The sequence below is a fragment of the Legionella maioricensis genome, assembly GCF_023618015.1.
Classification (GTDB): domain Bacteria; phylum Pseudomonadota; class Gammaproteobacteria; order Legionellales; family Legionellaceae; genus Legionella; species Legionella maioricensis.
Genome location: NZ_JAJKBJ010000007.1, coordinates 21,801 through 38,172 on the forward strand (window position 1 = coordinate 21,801; position 16,372 = coordinate 38,172).

Here is a 16,372-nt window from a genome sequence, read left to right on the forward strand (position 1 = left end):
TAAAAAAGGAGGATCTGATGGAAATTAAGCATATTAAAAATGAAATAAAACTATTTTTACTCAATTCATTCAGAGTTAAGGATATTGGTTATTCTGATAATATTTTTGATACCGGCGCAATGCACTCTTTATTTTTCATTCAATTATTAGTTTTTATAGAAAAAAAATATAAAATTGATCTTGATGTGGGTGAGTTTGATCCAAATCAATTAACCAGTATTGATGCTATCGCTGACTTTATTTCAAGTAAACTATAATTCAAATTAGAATAATTGTGATAAAGTTTGGCTGTATAGGACATACAGATTGGACGCACTGCCATGAAACAAAAAAAACTGACTATTCTTGGTTCGGGGACAATGGGTTCAGGTATTGCACAACTTTTCGCGCAATATGGATTTTATGTCACTTTAATTGATAATTGCCAATCTCAATTAGATAAAGCAAAAGAAGCTATAGCTAAAAATTTACGCTATCTGGCATTAACCCAGAGTTTGCCATCCGCAAGCACCATTGAAACCATATTGGCCTCCATTTCGTTTACGACGAAGCTGGATGAATTAAAGCAATCTGAATACATTATTGAAAATATCCCTGAAAATTGGGAGCAGAAAAAGGCGTTGTATCAAATATTAAATAAAGAATGCAACGCAACCTGTATTTTTGGGGTAAATACTTCATCCATTTCTATTACTAAAATCGCATCCCTTGTTGAGCATCCCCAACGAGTCATAGGCGTACACTTTATGAATCCAGCGCCAATGATGCCTATGGTAGAGGTGATTAAGGGGTATCACACAGACGAGTCAACAATAGAAAAAATCAAATCGTTACTTGAACAAGTGCACAGAAAAATGATCGTGGTTAAGGATTCAGTCGGTTTTGTGAGCAATCGGGCCATGATGATTTTTATTAATGAGGCCATCTTTATGATACAGGAAAACATTGTATCAATCGAAGACATTGATATTCTATTTAAACAATGTTTTGGACATAAAATGGGCCCCCTGCATACTGCCGATTTAATTGGTTTGGACACCGTTCTCTATTCTTTGGAAACGTTATATTCAGAGCTAAACGATCCTAAGTATCGCCCTTGCTGGTTATTAAAAAATATGGTCGATGCGGGGCTTCTTGGACAAAAGACAAAAAAAGGATTTTATCAATATGAATAAGATCTGTTGGCCTTTGGCTATTTGAGCAAAGAAAGTAGACGTACCGACAGACCTTAAGGAGAAAAATTTTGCCCAACTACCCACCTCGATACGTAAAACAGCAGCGATTTTTTAATCAATTCATAAAAAATTCGCTTCAGCCTCATTCGCAAGTCTTTGATAAAGAACAAAACATTCCACGCGCTTTTTTTTATACCTTAGCCCAAAATGGTTTTTTAGGCGCTTGTATTCCTAAACAATTTGGAGGACAACAATGGGATGAATTGACCCTTGGTATCATGCATGAATCATTTGCTAAAGAGCTTTGCTCCTTAGCGAATATATTAACGGTACTAGGCATGGTGAGTAAGCCACTAATACAATTCGGCTCGCAAATACAAAAGCAAACCTGGCTACCCCGGATTGCTACTGGAAAAACTTTGGTTGCATTAGCATTAACGGAATCTAATATTGGTAGTGATTTGGCACATGTTGAAACTCAGTTATTGGATAAAGACGGTGAATTTATTCTTAAAGGAAATAAAAAATACATTACCTTAGGCCAAATAGCCGATTTGTTTTTAGTTTTAGCAAATTACCAAGAACAACCCACGGCAGTCTTAATTGAAAAAGACACGCCCGGTCTCATTATTTCCCCAATGTCTGATTTTTTAGGTTTACGTTCTAATATGTTGGCAGAAATCTTTTTCGATGATTGCCGAATCCCTAAATCAAACCTGTTAGGGAGTATTGGTATGGGTTTAACCTATATTACCCAAACTGCTTTGGACGAAGGACGTTATACCACTGCTTGCGGATGTGTTGGTTTAGGACAAGCATGCCTGGATGCAGTCCGTGGTTATACTCAAGAAAGAAAACAATTCGATCGCCTATTAGATGAACATCAGTTAATTCAAAAAATGATAACTGAAATGGTGGTGCAAGTTAAAGCAGCACGAGAGTTGTGTTTTTATGCAGGGGAACTAAGGCAACAAAAAAATCCGGCCTATATCGCTGAAACTTTAGTAGCAAAATACGTTGCCTCAAAAATGGCTGTTATTGTATCTAATCATGCGTTGCAAATATATGGTGCAGCTGGTTTTGATAAAACCTACCCCGTGGAACGCTATTATCGGGATGCTAAAGTAATGGAGATCATTGAAGGAACCTCGCAAATGCACGAAATTCTCATTTCGAAGCTTTGCGTCACTTAATATGGGGTCTTTTTATAAATGAAATCTTCTGATCAGTACCCAACTATTTGCTCCTTATTTGAAGAGCAAGTAGCGCAATATCCAGAAAATACCGCGATTTATCTGGAAGATAGCCAAGTATCGTATGATGCTTTTAATAAGCAAGCCAACCAATATGCCAGATATCTGCAGAGAAAAGGATTACCATTAAACGGAATTGTCGGTATTCAACTCTTGCGTTCCTATGAAATGCTTGTTGCAATTTTTGCTGTACTAAAGGCTGGAGGAGCCTATTTACCATTAGATCCCCTAGCTCCCGCAATGAGAAATCAAACCATTCTTGCAGAGAGTCAAATAAAATTTCTAATTATTGGTAATCATTCATTAGTAACCACAGAATCTGAGTTAGATGATAAAAATAATCTTCAAGTGCTGAATATTCATGAAAAGGTGAGCCATGAAAAATGGGATAATTTAAACTTGTCCCGAGGAAAACACGATTTGGCCTATGTGATGTACACTTCAGGTACTACAGGCAAACCTAAAGGGGTCATGATTTCACATCAAGCCATAATTAATCGAATTCTATGGATGCAAAACACATTTCCATTACACCATCATGATGTATTGTTTCATAAAACACATCTTTGTTTTGACATCTCTGTTTGGGAGATCTGTTGGTGGTCTGTTACCGGTGCTGGAGTAGTCCTTTTGCCCCCCCAAAAAGAGCATGATATTAAGTTGTTTGTTCGTATGATTGAGCAATATCAGTTAAGCGTTATTCATTTTGTCCCTTCGGTATTACGTATCTTTTTAAGTTACATTAAAGAAGATTTTTCGATGAATCGCTTAAAATCCTTGAAGTACGTGTTCGCCAGTGGGGAGGCGCTGGATGCAGGAAGTGTGAATCTATTTAATAAGTTATTTCAAGATCAAGAAACCCTATTAGTCAATTTATACGGCCCCACAGAAACCACAATAGATGTTTCCTATTTTATTTGTGAAAAAAACAGACATTATCGCACCATTCCCATTGGAAAGCCCATCCAGAATATTCAATTTTTTGTGTTAGATGAACAGTTAAATTTAACAGGTTTCGAACCAGGAGAATTATTCATCTCCGGGATTGGATTAGCAGAGGGTTATTTAAATAATCCAGCACTTACTCAGGCATCTTTCTTAGACAATCCTTATCTTCCGGGAGAAAAAATGTATCGTACTGGGGACATAGTCTGTTGGAATAAAGAGAATGAGCTACTATTTTTAGGCCGCAAGGATGATCAAGTAAAATTACACGGCATACGTATTGAATTAGGAGAAATACAATACCATTTATTGGAACATCCCAACATACAAGATGCCGTTATTATTTGCGAGAAAGTGGACTCTCTCGATCAGAGAATGGTCGCGTTCTTAATTGCTCATAACAAACAAACAGAGCTTAGTAGTGCTGAGCTTAAAGCGTTTTTAAAAACCAGGATTCCGGATTATATGGTTCCTGAGCATTACATATGGTTAGGTGCATTGCCAATAAAAGAAAATGGAAAAATAGATAAAATGAAACTATTGAGTTTCATTTAGCCTAAGCAATCTGCAAAAAAATCAGGATTTTGATGGCAATTTGATTCAAATTGAAGAAATTAGCCTATATTTAATAGAACCAAGTTATTTTAAGTAAAAGACATTTACTGCACAAAAACGATGCAAGGCATATTTTATGCTGAGAAAATGGAGACTTTAAATTATGGGTATGAATAATAACTCCAACAAAATTGCCATTGTAGGTATGGCCGTAAAATTGCCTGGAGCTAATGATCTTGATGAGTATTGGGATCTATTGAGGTTTGGCAAAGAGGCTGTGAGTAAATTGTCTCCAGATCAACTAAGGCACTCTGGTATTTCGGAGGAATTAATCGCCGCTGACTATTACAAACCCTACAGAGGAATATTAGATAACCTGGAATCATTTGACACTCCTCCATTTAAAAATACTACCAAAAACTTTGAAGTGTTAGGGGTTCAAGGTAAGGTGATGTCGCATTTAACTCATCGCGCTTTGTGTAGCATGAGGAGTGAATCAAATAACATCAAAAACACGGCTGTTTATATTGGTGCCAATAATCAACCTGCCGCCCATTTTTTAGGGGCTGCTTATTACCAAGCGATTGATACTCAAAAAGCGATAGAAAGATATTATTCAAAAATCATTGCACCTTATATTTCTTATCAGTTCGGATTCCAAGGCAGTTCTATTGATTTATATACAGCGTGCTCGTCTTCTTTGACCGCGGTAATACAAAGCTGTCGAGAGTTAAGTAGTCATCAATGTGATATGGCAATTGCAGGCGCGGTCTTAATCGATTTGCCACAAGAAGTTGGTTATATTTATGAAGAGAACGGATTATTTTCATCCGACGGTCATTGCCACCCTTTTGACGTTTCAGCATCTGGCACTTTATACTCCAATGGTGCCGGTTTAGTTATTTTAAAGCGACTTGAAGACGCCATTGCAGATAATGATCTAATCCATGCCGTCATTATCGGATCCGCTATGAATAATGATGGTAATTCTTCAAAAGAAGGATTTATGGCACCAGGAATTCATGGCCAATATAATTGTTTGCAGTCGGCCTGGAAAAATGCAGGGATTGGACCAAGTGATCTTGACTATATTGCTGCACATGGAGCTTCAACCAAACTAGGCGATGCAACAGAAATATATGCTCTAAAAAAAGCGTTCAAAGACGTTACAATGACAAATCGTTGTCCGATAAGCTCAGTAATAAGTAATCTGGGCCATACGGGTATTGTGTCCGGTATGGCTTCAATCATCAAAACAGTACTTATGCTCAAAAATAAGGCTGTCGTTCCTTCAATTAACTTTGAAACTCCAAATCCAGAGTTTGGCTTGGAGGACTCACCAATCTATATTGCGACTGAACTTCAAGATTTTCCTAGAAGAAAACAGCGCTATTTGGCTGGCGTTTCCAGCTATGGCGCAGGGGGAAGTAACACCCACTTGGTAATGCATAGCTATGAGGAAGACTAACATCTAATGGATTCTATTAGGAGATAGATTGGGGCATTTGACCTAAGGGCATTACTTTAAACTATTTGCCTACGTTCCGTGGCTTGTCCACGGGGCATAGTGAGAGAATTAAAGCCTTGAGTAGAGACATTAGCTCGTTTCCCCCCTACGATTTAAAAGGACAGCACTTATTATTCAACCGAATTGGGATTCAATGGTATAAAACGATTTAGTTTACCCGAATATAAATATACAATTTCAGGTACTTCAATGATGTTCACTTTGGCATCAAGGAGACCCGCTTTGCTTAATCGTAACCTTATATTCTCTTGCAATTTTCGCTTATCGATAAAGCCAGTAGCGAGGATCTTAATATTAACCCCATTTATTGTTTGTTCGACCAGATATTCTTGAATGTTTTTTTCCAGCAAAAGCGGCGTTAAAAAAAGCGAATGATGGACAAAAATATTTCCGGGATAATTAAAGTCACATCCAGGTCGACCTCTGGGGGCTTTTATAAGCTGATGCTGAATGCCACAATCACAGGTTTTATTTAAAAACAAAATATCATCAGAATTTTCATAACGAATCAGCGGCAAGGTATAATTATACAAATTAGTTAAATAAATTTTGGTAGCCATAGTCCCTTTATCAACAGGACGACTTTGCTCATCCAAAGGCTCAACAATACATAGATCCTCATTTAAATGCATCTCATCTGTATTAGCTCGGCAACTTAATCCGGTTACTCCTTCAGTACAACCAAATATATTAAAAAGATTCACTTTGGGCCAAGTTTCTTTGATTAAATCCTCAGTTTGCCCAAAGAGGGGTTCTCCACCAATAAAAATGATCTTAGGCTCAATTTTTATTTGTCCTTTTTGAACTAATTGACATACCTTGTGAAGGTAGGAAGGAGAGGCAGTTAAGATATCAGGCCTAATTTGATTGAGACGAGTAATGACAATGTTTAATGGGGTCACCGCCATAGGCAGGAAATGGAGATTTTCATCATGTCGCCAAAAGGTTTTTGCTAAAGAATAGGCTGCAACTGCTGTGTTGGTTACAAACAGGCTCACAATTTTTCGATCTTTATTTAGTGTTTTAGTTACAATGTGGGTGCGTTCATAATTGTAGAATGGATAGCGGATAAATGCTGTGTGAAAGGTAATCCATTCATCCCAATCATAAACAAATATGCCTCGTTTCCCACTGCTCCCTCCAGTGGACACTACATGATAACGGGAAAATAGATACAAGGTATCGATCTTGTCACTTTTTTTATTCAGATGCTTTTCAACCAAGGCTAATGACAGCTTGGGATTGGTGACAATGGCATCCCAATTTTCCATTAAAATGGTTTTATTTATAGTAGGAAGTTCACTTAATCGTTCCTTGGTGAAGTTGTCTATGTTGATTTTTGCTAGCGTTTTTTTATACCAGGGAGATTTTGATTTGGCGTGAAATAATAATGCTCTCAATCTTTGGTTACTTAGCTCTTCCAGCATTTTTTTGGAATAGTAGATCGCTTCCTGATTTTTTTGAAACTGTTTCTGACAATCTTCCATGTGACGCCATACCAGGTCAGCAGGAGTTGTTGAACTAAAATTCCTCTCATAGACTCGGTTAAATACCTGATTAAGTCTATTTAAGAAGCGAAAAAAAGACATAAAATTACCTTATTGGCGCGCTACCCTGCTCATTTTAGTTGATAGCCTTTGGTCATCCCCTCTTTATTATAATAGTATTGATTGTTAGTAATGCAAAATAGGTTTTTTGGAGAGTATCTACTGCTCAATCAGAGTTCTTCAGGCAAATTCTGACTCATAAACTCTACCCAGGTTTTTACCTTCGGCTGCATATAACGACCTGGATGATAATATAAAAATACGGGAATCGGAGACATACGATAATTCGCCAAAATTTCGACCAACTCGCCTTTAGCTAAAGCGTGAGCCACTTGATAATGATGTAATGCAACAATGCCCAATCCTTTTATAGCACAGTCCAACATCGCTTGTGCATCATTTAAATACAATAAAGGTTTCAAATAAACAACTTCTCCAGATTGGAAAATCCAACGATCATTAGGTTCTCTCATTGTATGGGTAATGTAATCATATTTTTGTAAATCAGAAGGATGTTCAGGTCCACCGTTTACAGCCAAATAATCAGGAGAGGCGCAGAACACGTACCGTGTCGAAGTAATTTTCTTTTGAATTGAATTAGAAGCCACTTGTGCAGACATCCCAAATACTACATCCAAATCCTCCTCCAACAGATGAGGTATTTGCTCTGCAATCTGTAGGTCCAGGATAACCTGGGGATAGGCTTTTTGGTATTCTGGCAAGCGAGGTATAATGACATGTTCCGCAAAATACCGAGCACTTTTGACACGCAATAAACCGGCAGGTTCCTCTTTAGCAGCTGCAATAACACCGTAAGCCTTATCTAAAGCCAGCAAAACCAACTGCGCCTCCCGATAATAATTTTCCCCGGTTTCAGTCAGAGTTACATGTCGCGTGGTTCGATTTAATAACAGCACGCCAAGCTCGGCTTCAAGCAAACTGATCTGTTTACTTACTGCCGCCCCTGAGACATGCAACGCTTTTGCAGCTGCAGTAAAACTGGCGCATTGAGCCACTTTGCAAAAGGTTTGAATGAGTCCCAGAGTATTCACATCGCTTCCCTAAATTTTATCGCAAATTATTGCATGATAAGTATATAATACTTCCTTTTCAACTTAGATTATTCCAGGAGTAGAAATGCGTGCATCTCAATGGTTTTTAGCAACCCTGAAAGAAACTCCTAATGATGCTGAAATCACCTCTCATCAATTAATGCTAAGAGCAGGTATGATTCGTAAGCTGGGTTCGGGCCTTTATACCTGGATGCCATTGGGTCTTAAAGTATTGCGCAAAGTGGAAAACATCGTCCGCGAAGAAATGAATCGAGCAAAAGCCATGGAGGTATTGATGCCCGCGGTACAACCTGCGGAATTATGGCAGGAAACAGGCCGATGGGATACTTTTGGTGGCCAATTGCTCACCATGCGCGATAGCAATGAAAGAGAATATTGTTTTGGTCCTACTCATGAAGAAGTCATCACTGATTTAATGCGCCATGAACTGCAATCCTACAAACAATTACCGGTAAATTTTTATCAAATACAAACAAAATTCCGTGATGAAATCAGACCACGTTTTGGAGTAATGCGTGCCCGGGAATTTATAATGAAAGACGCCTATTCTTTTCATTTAAGCCTGGAAAGTTTGCAGGAAACTTATAAAGCAATGTATCAAGCCTACAGTCGAATCTTTGATCGCATGGGCCTTAAATATCGTGCTGTAGAGGCAGATACTGGAGCGATTGGCGGCTCAGCTTCTCATGAGTTCCAGGTATTAGCTGATTCAGGCGAAGATCTGATTTTTTATAGTGACGCCAGTGATTATGCCGCGAATATTGAACAGGCGACCAGTTTAAAACCCGCCAAGGCAAGCAAAGCAACTACTGAAGCCATGCAACTGGTTGATACCCCTGCCCAAAAAACTATTGCTGATGTTGCCAGGTTCTTGAATATAGAGTGCAGTCAAACCATCAAAACTCTAATCGTCAAAGGAAAAGAACATCCTATGGTGGCCTTGGTATTAAAAGGTGACGATGAACTCAATGAAGTTAAAGCCATTAAAAATCCATTAGTTGATACGCCGCTGGTCTTTATAGATGAAGAAACCATACTCAAAACTTTGAAAACCCCGGTAGGCTCGTTAGGCCCTATCAACCTGAATATCCCGGTCATCGTCGACCACCAAGCCTTGGCAATGACTTCTTTTGTCTGTGGTGCCAATCTAGCTGACAAGCATTATATTCATGCGGCCTGGGATAGAGATGCCAGTTATAATGAAGCCTATGATTTACGTAACGTTAAAGAAGGCGATACAAGCCCAGATGGTAAAGGAACACTTCGCTCTTGTCGTGGTATAGAAGTAGGCCACGTTTTTCAGTTGGGTGATAAATACGCTCAAGCCATGAATGCTGCCGTAATTAATGAGCAAGGTCAATTGCAAACCATGATGATGGGATGTTATGGCTTAGGCATTACTCGTGTCGTCGCTGCAGCCATTGAGCAACATCATGATGAGCAAGGCATTATCTGGCCTCAAGCTATAGCTCCTTTTCAATTGGTCATCATTCCAATTAATGGACATAAATCTCAAGCAGTGAAAGAGCAGGCAGATGCGCTTTATCGCCAATTTAGTGATTTGGGAATAGATGTTTTACTGGATGACCGTAATGAAAGAGCGGGAATACTGTTTGCAGATAATGATTTAATCGGTATTCCTCATCGTCTGGTGGTCAGTGACAGAAATCTGGAGCAAGGAAACGTGGAATATAAGTCCAGAGTATCTAGCGAATCACAACAGATAAGCCTGGATAAAGTAATCGATTTTATTTCTGGATTAGTTAGATAAGATCTTTATGGGAACCTTCACAGGTTCCCATATAACTTGATGGCAAGTAGCTCGTCTCAACTCCCCTACTTAAGCAGGTTGCATTTTGCAATGCAGAACAGTCCAATAATTAAATAAATTAACTTTATGAGACTCCAATAGATTGAATTTATCGTAATCCAGAATGTGAGTAATAGAAAAATCGGAATTGAAACCTATTAAATTATGAATGCGAGCAAATTTTTTCTCCAGGAAACGAACAGCCGGTTTCTCGGAAGAAAAATGATTCACAAACACAATCTCCCCTGAGGGTTTGCATACGCGAGATATTTCTTCGAGAAAAGCATTAATGTCTGGAACAACTGAAGCGACGTACATGGCTACGATAAAATCAAAACTGTTATCAGGAAACTCTAAGCTGGCCGCATCCATAATTTGCAATGAGACTTTAGTTTTTACATTATCGGCTACAAGACGTTCCTGCGCTTTTTTGAGCATTTTTTCGGAAATATCGACCCCTGTAATATTCAAATCAGGTCTATATAGAGGTAAAGACAAACCGGTTCCAACTCCAAGTTCTAGAACATGCGCATTTTTCTCTGCATTTTTATTGACAATATCAACGCTTAAATGACGACCTTGATTAAAAACTCGGCCAAAAGCAAAATCGTAGAACCAAGCATAAGCATCATAAACTTTCCTTACTGATGAAAGTGACATACCTTCTCCTTTCCATTAAATGCTATGTCTAGGAATTATCAATAAAGCATTGAAATTCAACTAAACTCACTGTAAATGTTCACTAAATAAATGAATTTGTCAAATTGATTTTTAGCTTTAGACTAAAGGAGTTTATAAGATCGAGGCGCTTTCCGTCATCCCGAGAAGTTTGCAACGAGGGATCTCCTTCGCTTCGCTCTGGATGACGTTTCTTAAGAGCTACTACCAATAGCTAAGCATCCCTTCTGCTGCCAGTATGTCCTCTTCTTCTTCCCCCTCCAAGGTCTGCTCTGTACTGCTTTGGATCATGGGAACAGGAGATTGCGCTGCCTTAAAGTTTCTCAGCTCCATCTCAAAATCATAAAGCTGATCAAGATTTTTAAATCGCTTTATAATGACGCTGCTTTTGCGATCTTCTTCAGCAATTTTTTCCTCTAAAAATTCTATTTGCTCGGCTAATGTTTCAGAGCCAACCACATCCATTTGCAGAGCGGTTAAATGAGAAGTTAAGGCCTTCAATTTTTCATCTATTTTCCGTTGAAGAATAGCAGTCAATTGATTTTGCGGTCTTCTTTTTAATTCATCAAATTGATAGCGCAAATCTTCACTACTCTCCATTCCCAGGAAGGGGCTTACCAAAAAGGAAACAACTCTGGAGAAAAAGGATGGTGATGGTTCAGGGTTTATTCCATTTATTTTATTATATAGGTCAATAAACTCAGACTTTAACTGTTTGTCTTTTAACCGTTCTATTTGTTCCAGAGTCAATTGAGTGGGCTCCCAATCCCTCACTAAGTCTCTATCAAAAAACAAGTTTTGTTCTTTCGGAGAAAAACCGTTCAAATCATCTGGCAATTGGCTTACAGCAAGATCTTTTAAAAGAAGTATGTCCCTTACTTGTGCGCGACAACTTTCAGGAAATAATGTTGGATCTACTGGTTTATTTTCTCTTGAACCAAGCACCGGAAATTGTTCTTTTTGCAGCTCTTGCAAAACACTAATTCGGGCATTCTTTTGCTCTTGGAGACTTACTAAACTAATTCGTTTCTGCTTAAGAACCGATATGTTGGGTTTGTAATGTAAAAAGCTATCAAGTAAGGGATGAGAACCAGTACCCTCTATGATCAAATCAAAATACTCATTAAATCCAGTATGAGCAGGTTTTATCCTGACACCCTTGACCTCATAACCGTTTAATCCTTCCAGGCTCTCCTGCAATTTCACTGCTTTATATTCAAAATGTTTGGTTTGACTGATTAAGTCTTTATGATCTTGAGAAAACTTATTCCAAATGCTACGAAGCTCTCCTCTCAATTCGATAACAGGTTTAAAGACAGGCGAATTAGAATAATTTAACTCCTTACCCATTTTGGAAAGAAAATAATATAAATCATCCATAACATAAACTGTGTTATTATCACTTTGAATGGATTGAAGTTGCTCTTTAATCGCGATCCATTGCGGATTATTTTTTAGCCAGGAACTGTTTTGCCTTTCTATTTTCTCCAGAGCAGATTCAAATTGTTTTTTCATCACATCAGAATGTGCCTCTTCTTGGCATTCTTGAATAAAGCTAGCATTCAATTGATCGCTACCACTACCAATGACTGTTAAATTATCCAACGTTTTTAGAGTTTGATTAATTAAAGTACGGGTATTTTGATGGCCAAAAGAAAATATCCAGAGTCCTTCAAGTTGAGCTTGATGCTGAATTAAAAGTTTATACAGATTTTTAAGAGCCAATTGCCGAGAAGGAGTATCAGTTGCCTTTTTTACTCCATCAACCGCACTTAATATTTCTTGTGCTGCTTTTTTAACAGCAGTTCGTTCAAGCCAGTAGAACAAACCCCTATTCTCTTTAAAAGACCAAGACAGACTTTGCTCCAGATTTTCAACGATTTCAAAAGCAACATTGTCTATATAAGTTCTTTTAAGTTCTTGCAACTCTACAGTTTCCGGAATGCCTGAATAATTATAAATCCGGATCAACTCACAAAGAATGGGTTGCATTCGATATTTTTCTGGGAGATTTTTCGCATAATAATCTTTTAAAACCTGTTCAAGAGCTAAAAAATTCTCAGCTCTGTTCAGTCTCTGAATAAATAAAGATTTGGCATTAGCGCTTAAAGAAGAACGTTCGATTTCTTGAATAGTATCTTTAACCAACAATTTAAGCTGATTCTTGGAAAAACCTGCTCTATATTCCTCCTTTGGAACATCCGAGTAAGCGAGCATGGCACCATTAACATCTAATCCAGAATCCACCACCCTGCTCGCTTTTTTCCGATCGAGAACTGTAGTTATTTTTTGTTGACGAAGAGCTAATTTTTGTAAATGTAATTGCTCACTTAGTACCACTTCTTCCAAGTAGTTGCAACGCAATGCATTGATAGACTCTTCTTTAATTCTACCTTCAGTTTTTTCCTTAAGAACATTACGATGTGTAATCCAAATGAACTCCATTGCTTTTTCATATTCTTGTAACGCATTATCTAATGCGGACGTTTGCAATTTTTTATTTCTGTCGCGTCTTATGTACGGATTGGGATAAACATGCTCCGGATCAGAATTCTCCAAACATTTATTCCATTGCTCTGCCAATGAGGAAATTAAATCTTCTCTTTGCGCAAATAACTCTTGGTCTAATTTTTTCCATGCATTTTGAGGATAAATCAAATGCAACAATGCTTGCCATTCATCGAATTGCTTCAATACCACCATTTGCATAGAGGAAACTGTTTGGGTGTAATAGCGTTCAACAGCAATTTCCTGGTTCTTTTTACGCTGAATCCGGTCCACTTCCTCCAGGATCCGCTCTCGATTTGTTTCCGGTTGAAAAGGCCATGAATTAGAAAATATCAATCCATTTTCTTCATAGATAGCAACATATTGGCCTGGTTTGCCATCGCCTGCTAATCGATCAATGAACTTTCCTGTTTTCCGGGAAGTATCAAGAGATGTTTGAATACCTAAAAACCCCTCTTCATGTTCCGTATCAAAAGTAATATCTTTAATTAATAGCGAAGTGGTAATAGTAATAGTGTTGAACTGACCCGCATTATTCTTCGCCCAATTTTTTCTGATTTCTTCGGATTCCTCGCCGGTAAAAGCACCGATCTGAATGTCTCTGCCATCCTTTGCGAATTGTTCACTCAACTCATGGAATAACTCTTTCACATGATTGGTATCGGTAGCCAGCAGGATAACAGGCTGGCCAGCTCGAGCTTGCGCCACAATTTTCTTTATCTTTTTCAAATGCTCTACATTATTGGCGCTGGGTGGCGTATCGAATCGATCACGCTCGTGCTTTTTATAATGTGACGGAACTTGATAGGCAACATCTATGTTCAATAAGTTACGTTGTTTATCCAAAGCACGATCTAATCGGCCAAAAAGCCCGACGATTCGACCCTGCTCTTTATAAACATCAAATAAATCTTTAGCCGGCACTGAATCTATAACTTTCTTTTCTGATTCAATCACAAAATGTTTGGAAGGATATTTTTTTTGTAAATGAGCATGTAAAAAATACTGAGCCTCTTTACTGAAGGTGTAATTTTCTTGAAGGCTAAGGCTTGACTGATATCTGGGAGCGGCAACGTAAGTAGGGGTATTGGTTGAGATAATAGTATAGTCTTCGCCTCCCACTAATTGCTGCACTCTGCAAGCCAGATTAATCCAGGTATTGAGTTTTAGGTCGGATAAACCGTCTAACTGCCCCCGATGAGATTCTGTTGGGGCATGAGTATTAAGAAATTGTTTCAAATTGGCAAGATCTTGCTCCTCATCCCACACATCCCCTGATAAAACATCCACATTCCTAAATTCTTTTTGATTAACAAATTCATTAATTAAAGGATATATCCAGGCATAAGGATTAGGCTCACTCTCAACAGTATTTTCAACAAGATCAAATACTATTCGCTCATCTATAGTGGAGCAATCTCTTCCATTAATAATTAAATTACTTGATAGTGGAGTCCCCAGTTTTTTAGCTATTAAATTTTCACTTTCCCGTTTAGCGCGAGAACGATAAAAAACCAAATCGACAAAAGTGGAATAATTAATGCCTCCAACCTGATACGTACCTGCTGGATCATCCGCCTCTATTACTGCCGAGGAAATGCCTAGAGAAGCAAAGAAATGATTTACTCCGTTATCCAGATAATTTTCTTTAACTAAGTCTCTATTGCGCATGCACACGTCAACAATTCCGCCGTCAGCAACAACCCATTGCATTGCTGCCAAGACTGCCGTGGTGGCATTTTGTCTTTCTTCACTGTCCATTTCCATAAGTAGGTTGGACTGTTGGTAATTCAGGGACATTAAAATCGATAAAATCTGTGTCGTATCGAGGAATTGACCTGTGGTACGGAAATATTGCTCTCGCATCACCGCCAGTAAATTTAACTTGGCTTTCATTTTGGCGTGGTCGCTCAAAACTGGATTTCTTACCTGAGTAATTAATACCTCAGATAATTTATGAAGTTCTGATCTACTCACTGTGGTTAAATTACTGTAGAGTTTACTGTCAACGGTTAAGGGATGGTCCTTACCAATAGCATTGATATAAATGACTTGTTGCGTGAGTTTGTACTGGAGCTGGTGAGTTAAACGACCTTCTTCAACCAAATTTTTCATTTTGGTTACAACTCGATGCAATTGAGAGATATCAAATTGTTCATCAAGAATTTGTTGGGTAGTTTTGGTTAAACGCCCATGCTCATTGTATTGAGGCGCACGTGCTGCTTTAGGATCTTTATCAAAAGACTCAATATAAGATTTCAGTTCTTTTTTACTTTTACCCAATTCAACCACAAATTGATTTAAATCGGGATAAGGCAGATTATCAAATAATCCGCCAATTGAATTAAGCAATGTACTATGCGTTTCCAGTTTCTCCTGAACATCCAGCAATAATCCTAAATGTGCGGATGTTGAATTTTCGCCTAAAGAGATAAGAATTTTCATCCATAATTTTAAGGTATGCTCATTAGTTATTTCTAATTTACCAAGAAAATTATGAAAGCGTATCAATTCATTTTTATCATTTGTTCTATAAAGGTTGAGCAGTAAAGTTAATCCATAAATCAGAGAAGGAACTTCTTTCTTTTTCATTGCAATAACTAACTTCGTCTTATCTGTTAACGATTGCAATAAAAGCTTATCAAGTTCAGGCTCTATCTGTCCTACAGCTTTATAAATCTCTTTTAATAAAATTTTTTCTGACCCAACAGCGGATAACTCATTTACCGGCTCTTTGCCTCTTTGCTCCTGGGACCGACATTGAATTTGCAAACCTATAGGGCCTGCTTTTTTCTCTTCAACCCAATTTTTTTTCGCTTTTCTAATAATCGGCATTGCTTCATGAGCAGAAGAGCCTTTGGGGCTTTTCATTTCCAGATAAACCTTACGGAGCAATCGATTAAAATTGACCTGCTCGGTACTTAATGGTTCGGGGATTAAATCGATCTTGTAAATGCAACGCCGTTTCGGCATTTGAAGAAAATGAATCAGGTCTCGATTACTCTTTGGTTCGGTAGCATCATAATTGATTTTTAAATGTACTGCTTCTGATAACAAGGGATCTTTTTCGTATGTATTTTCTAAGTAATCAGTAAAATCTTTCATCCGAGTAAAGCTTAATTCATTTAAAATGATCTTCATACAGACACTTCTCCCCAATAATAAATGTCTTTATTAGCTATTTATTGCGCAAAATCATACCATATGAATACTTAAGAAAATATGAAATGTTTGTAAAATTGATAGGCAGAAAATTATCCATCTATTAGCGAATGAGAAGAGAATGTTTCGTCAGGTACT

At 38.0% G+C, this 16,372-nt stretch carries 10 protein-coding genes; 6 read left to right on the plus strand and 4 right to left on the minus strand.

The annotated features are described in order from the left end of the window. Positions 1-17 precede the first annotated feature (17 nt). From LOX96_RS07470 to LOX96_RS07490, 5 genes are all read left to right on the plus strand, one after another. On the plus strand, positions 18-257 hold the full coding sequence (locus tag LOX96_RS07470; protein ID WP_250422872.1) for an acyl carrier protein: 240 nt from the start codon (positions 18-20) through the stop codon (positions 255-257). A 63-nt stretch (positions 258-320) separates the two neighbouring features. Beyond that, positions 321-1,175, plus strand: a complete 855-nt coding sequence (locus LOX96_RS07475) for a 3-hydroxyacyl-CoA dehydrogenase family protein (protein WP_250422870.1) — start codon at positions 321-323, stop codon at positions 1,173-1,175. A 68-nt stretch (positions 1,176-1,243) separates the two neighbouring features. Then, positions 1,244-2,368: an acyl-CoA dehydrogenase family protein gene (locus tag LOX96_RS07480; RefSeq protein WP_250422868.1), complete on the plus strand. Its 1,125-nt coding sequence runs from the start codon at positions 1,244-1,246 to the stop codon at positions 2,366-2,368. An 18-nt stretch (positions 2,369-2,386) separates the two neighbouring features. Next, positions 2,387-3,928 carry an amino acid adenylation domain-containing protein gene (locus LOX96_RS07485; protein ID WP_250422865.1) on the plus strand — a complete coding sequence of 514 codons (1,542 nt, stop codon included), beginning with the start codon at positions 2,387-2,389 and terminating at the stop codon, positions 3,926-3,928. A 163-nt stretch (positions 3,929-4,091) separates the two neighbouring features. After that, on the plus strand, positions 4,092-5,396 hold the full coding sequence (locus LOX96_RS07490) for a beta-ketoacyl [acyl carrier protein] synthase domain-containing protein (RefSeq protein ID WP_250422863.1): 1,305 nt from the start codon (positions 4,092-4,094) through the stop codon (positions 5,394-5,396). Between the two features lie 170 nt (positions 5,397-5,566). On the opposite strand, the gene LOX96_RS07495 is transcribed toward LOX96_RS07490, so the two are convergent. Both LOX96_RS07495 and LOX96_RS07500 read right to left on the minus strand, forming a co-directional pair. Next, positions 5,567-7,045 (minus strand): phenylacetate--CoA ligase family protein, encoded by a 1,479-nt coding sequence (locus LOX96_RS07495; protein WP_250422861.1) that lies wholly within the window; start codon positions 7,043-7,045, stop codon positions 5,567-5,569. Positions 7,046-7,173: 128 nt separating this feature from the next. Next, on the minus strand, positions 7,174-8,055 hold the full coding sequence (locus LOX96_RS07500; RefSeq protein WP_250422860.1) for a LysR family transcriptional regulator: 882 nt from the start codon (positions 8,053-8,055) through the stop codon (positions 7,174-7,176). Between the two features lie 85 nt (positions 8,056-8,140). Between LOX96_RS07500 and LOX96_RS07505 the strand changes: the two genes are divergently transcribed. After that, a complete protein-coding gene (locus tag LOX96_RS07505; protein WP_250422858.1) occupies positions 8,141-9,847 on the plus strand; it encodes a proline--tRNA ligase in 1,707 nt (568 codons plus the stop codon). 69 nt (positions 9,848-9,916) lie between these two features. Here LOX96_RS07505 and pmtA read toward each other — a convergent pair whose 3' ends face one another. After that, positions 9,917-10,546, minus strand: coding sequence for a phospholipid N-methyltransferase PmtA (gene pmtA, locus LOX96_RS07510; RefSeq protein WP_250422856.1), 630 nt, complete (start codon positions 10,544-10,546; stop codon positions 9,917-9,919). A 222-nt stretch (positions 10,547-10,768) separates the two neighbouring features. Further along, positions 10,769-16,213, minus strand: coding sequence for a hypothetical protein (locus LOX96_RS07515; protein ID WP_250422854.1), 5,445 nt, complete (start codon positions 16,211-16,213; stop codon positions 10,769-10,771). Between the last annotated feature and the right edge of the window lie 159 nt (positions 16,214-16,372).

Excerpts from the sequence above, each read along its gene's own strand:
- LOX96_RS07490 (WP_250422863.1), top strand. The coding sequence starts at position 4,092 with ATGGGTATGAATAATAACTCCAACAAAATTGCCATTGTAGGTATGGCC.
- LOX96_RS07495 (WP_250422861.1), bottom strand. The coding sequence starts at position 7,045 with ATGTCTTTTTTTCGCTTCTTAAATAGACTTAATCAGGTATTTAACCGA.
- LOX96_RS07475 (WP_250422870.1), top strand. The coding sequence starts at position 321 with ATGAAACAAAAAAAACTGACTATTCTTGGTTCGGGGACAATGGGTTCA.
- LOX96_RS07515 (WP_250422854.1), bottom strand. The coding sequence starts at position 16,213 with ATGAAGATCATTTTAAATGAATTAAGCTTTACTCGGATGAAAGATTTT.
- LOX96_RS07470 (WP_250422872.1), top strand. The coding sequence starts at position 18 with ATGGAAATTAAGCATATTAAAAATGAAATAAAACTATTTTTACTCAAT.
- LOX96_RS07505 (WP_250422858.1), top strand. The coding sequence starts at position 8,141 with ATGCGTGCATCTCAATGGTTTTTAGCAACCCTGAAAGAAACTCCTAAT.
- pmtA (WP_250422856.1), bottom strand. The coding sequence starts at position 10,546 with ATGTCACTTTCATCAGTAAGGAAAGTTTATGATGCTTATGCTTGGTTC.
- LOX96_RS07485 (WP_250422865.1), top strand. The coding sequence starts at position 2,387 with ATGAAATCTTCTGATCAGTACCCAACTATTTGCTCCTTATTTGAAGAG.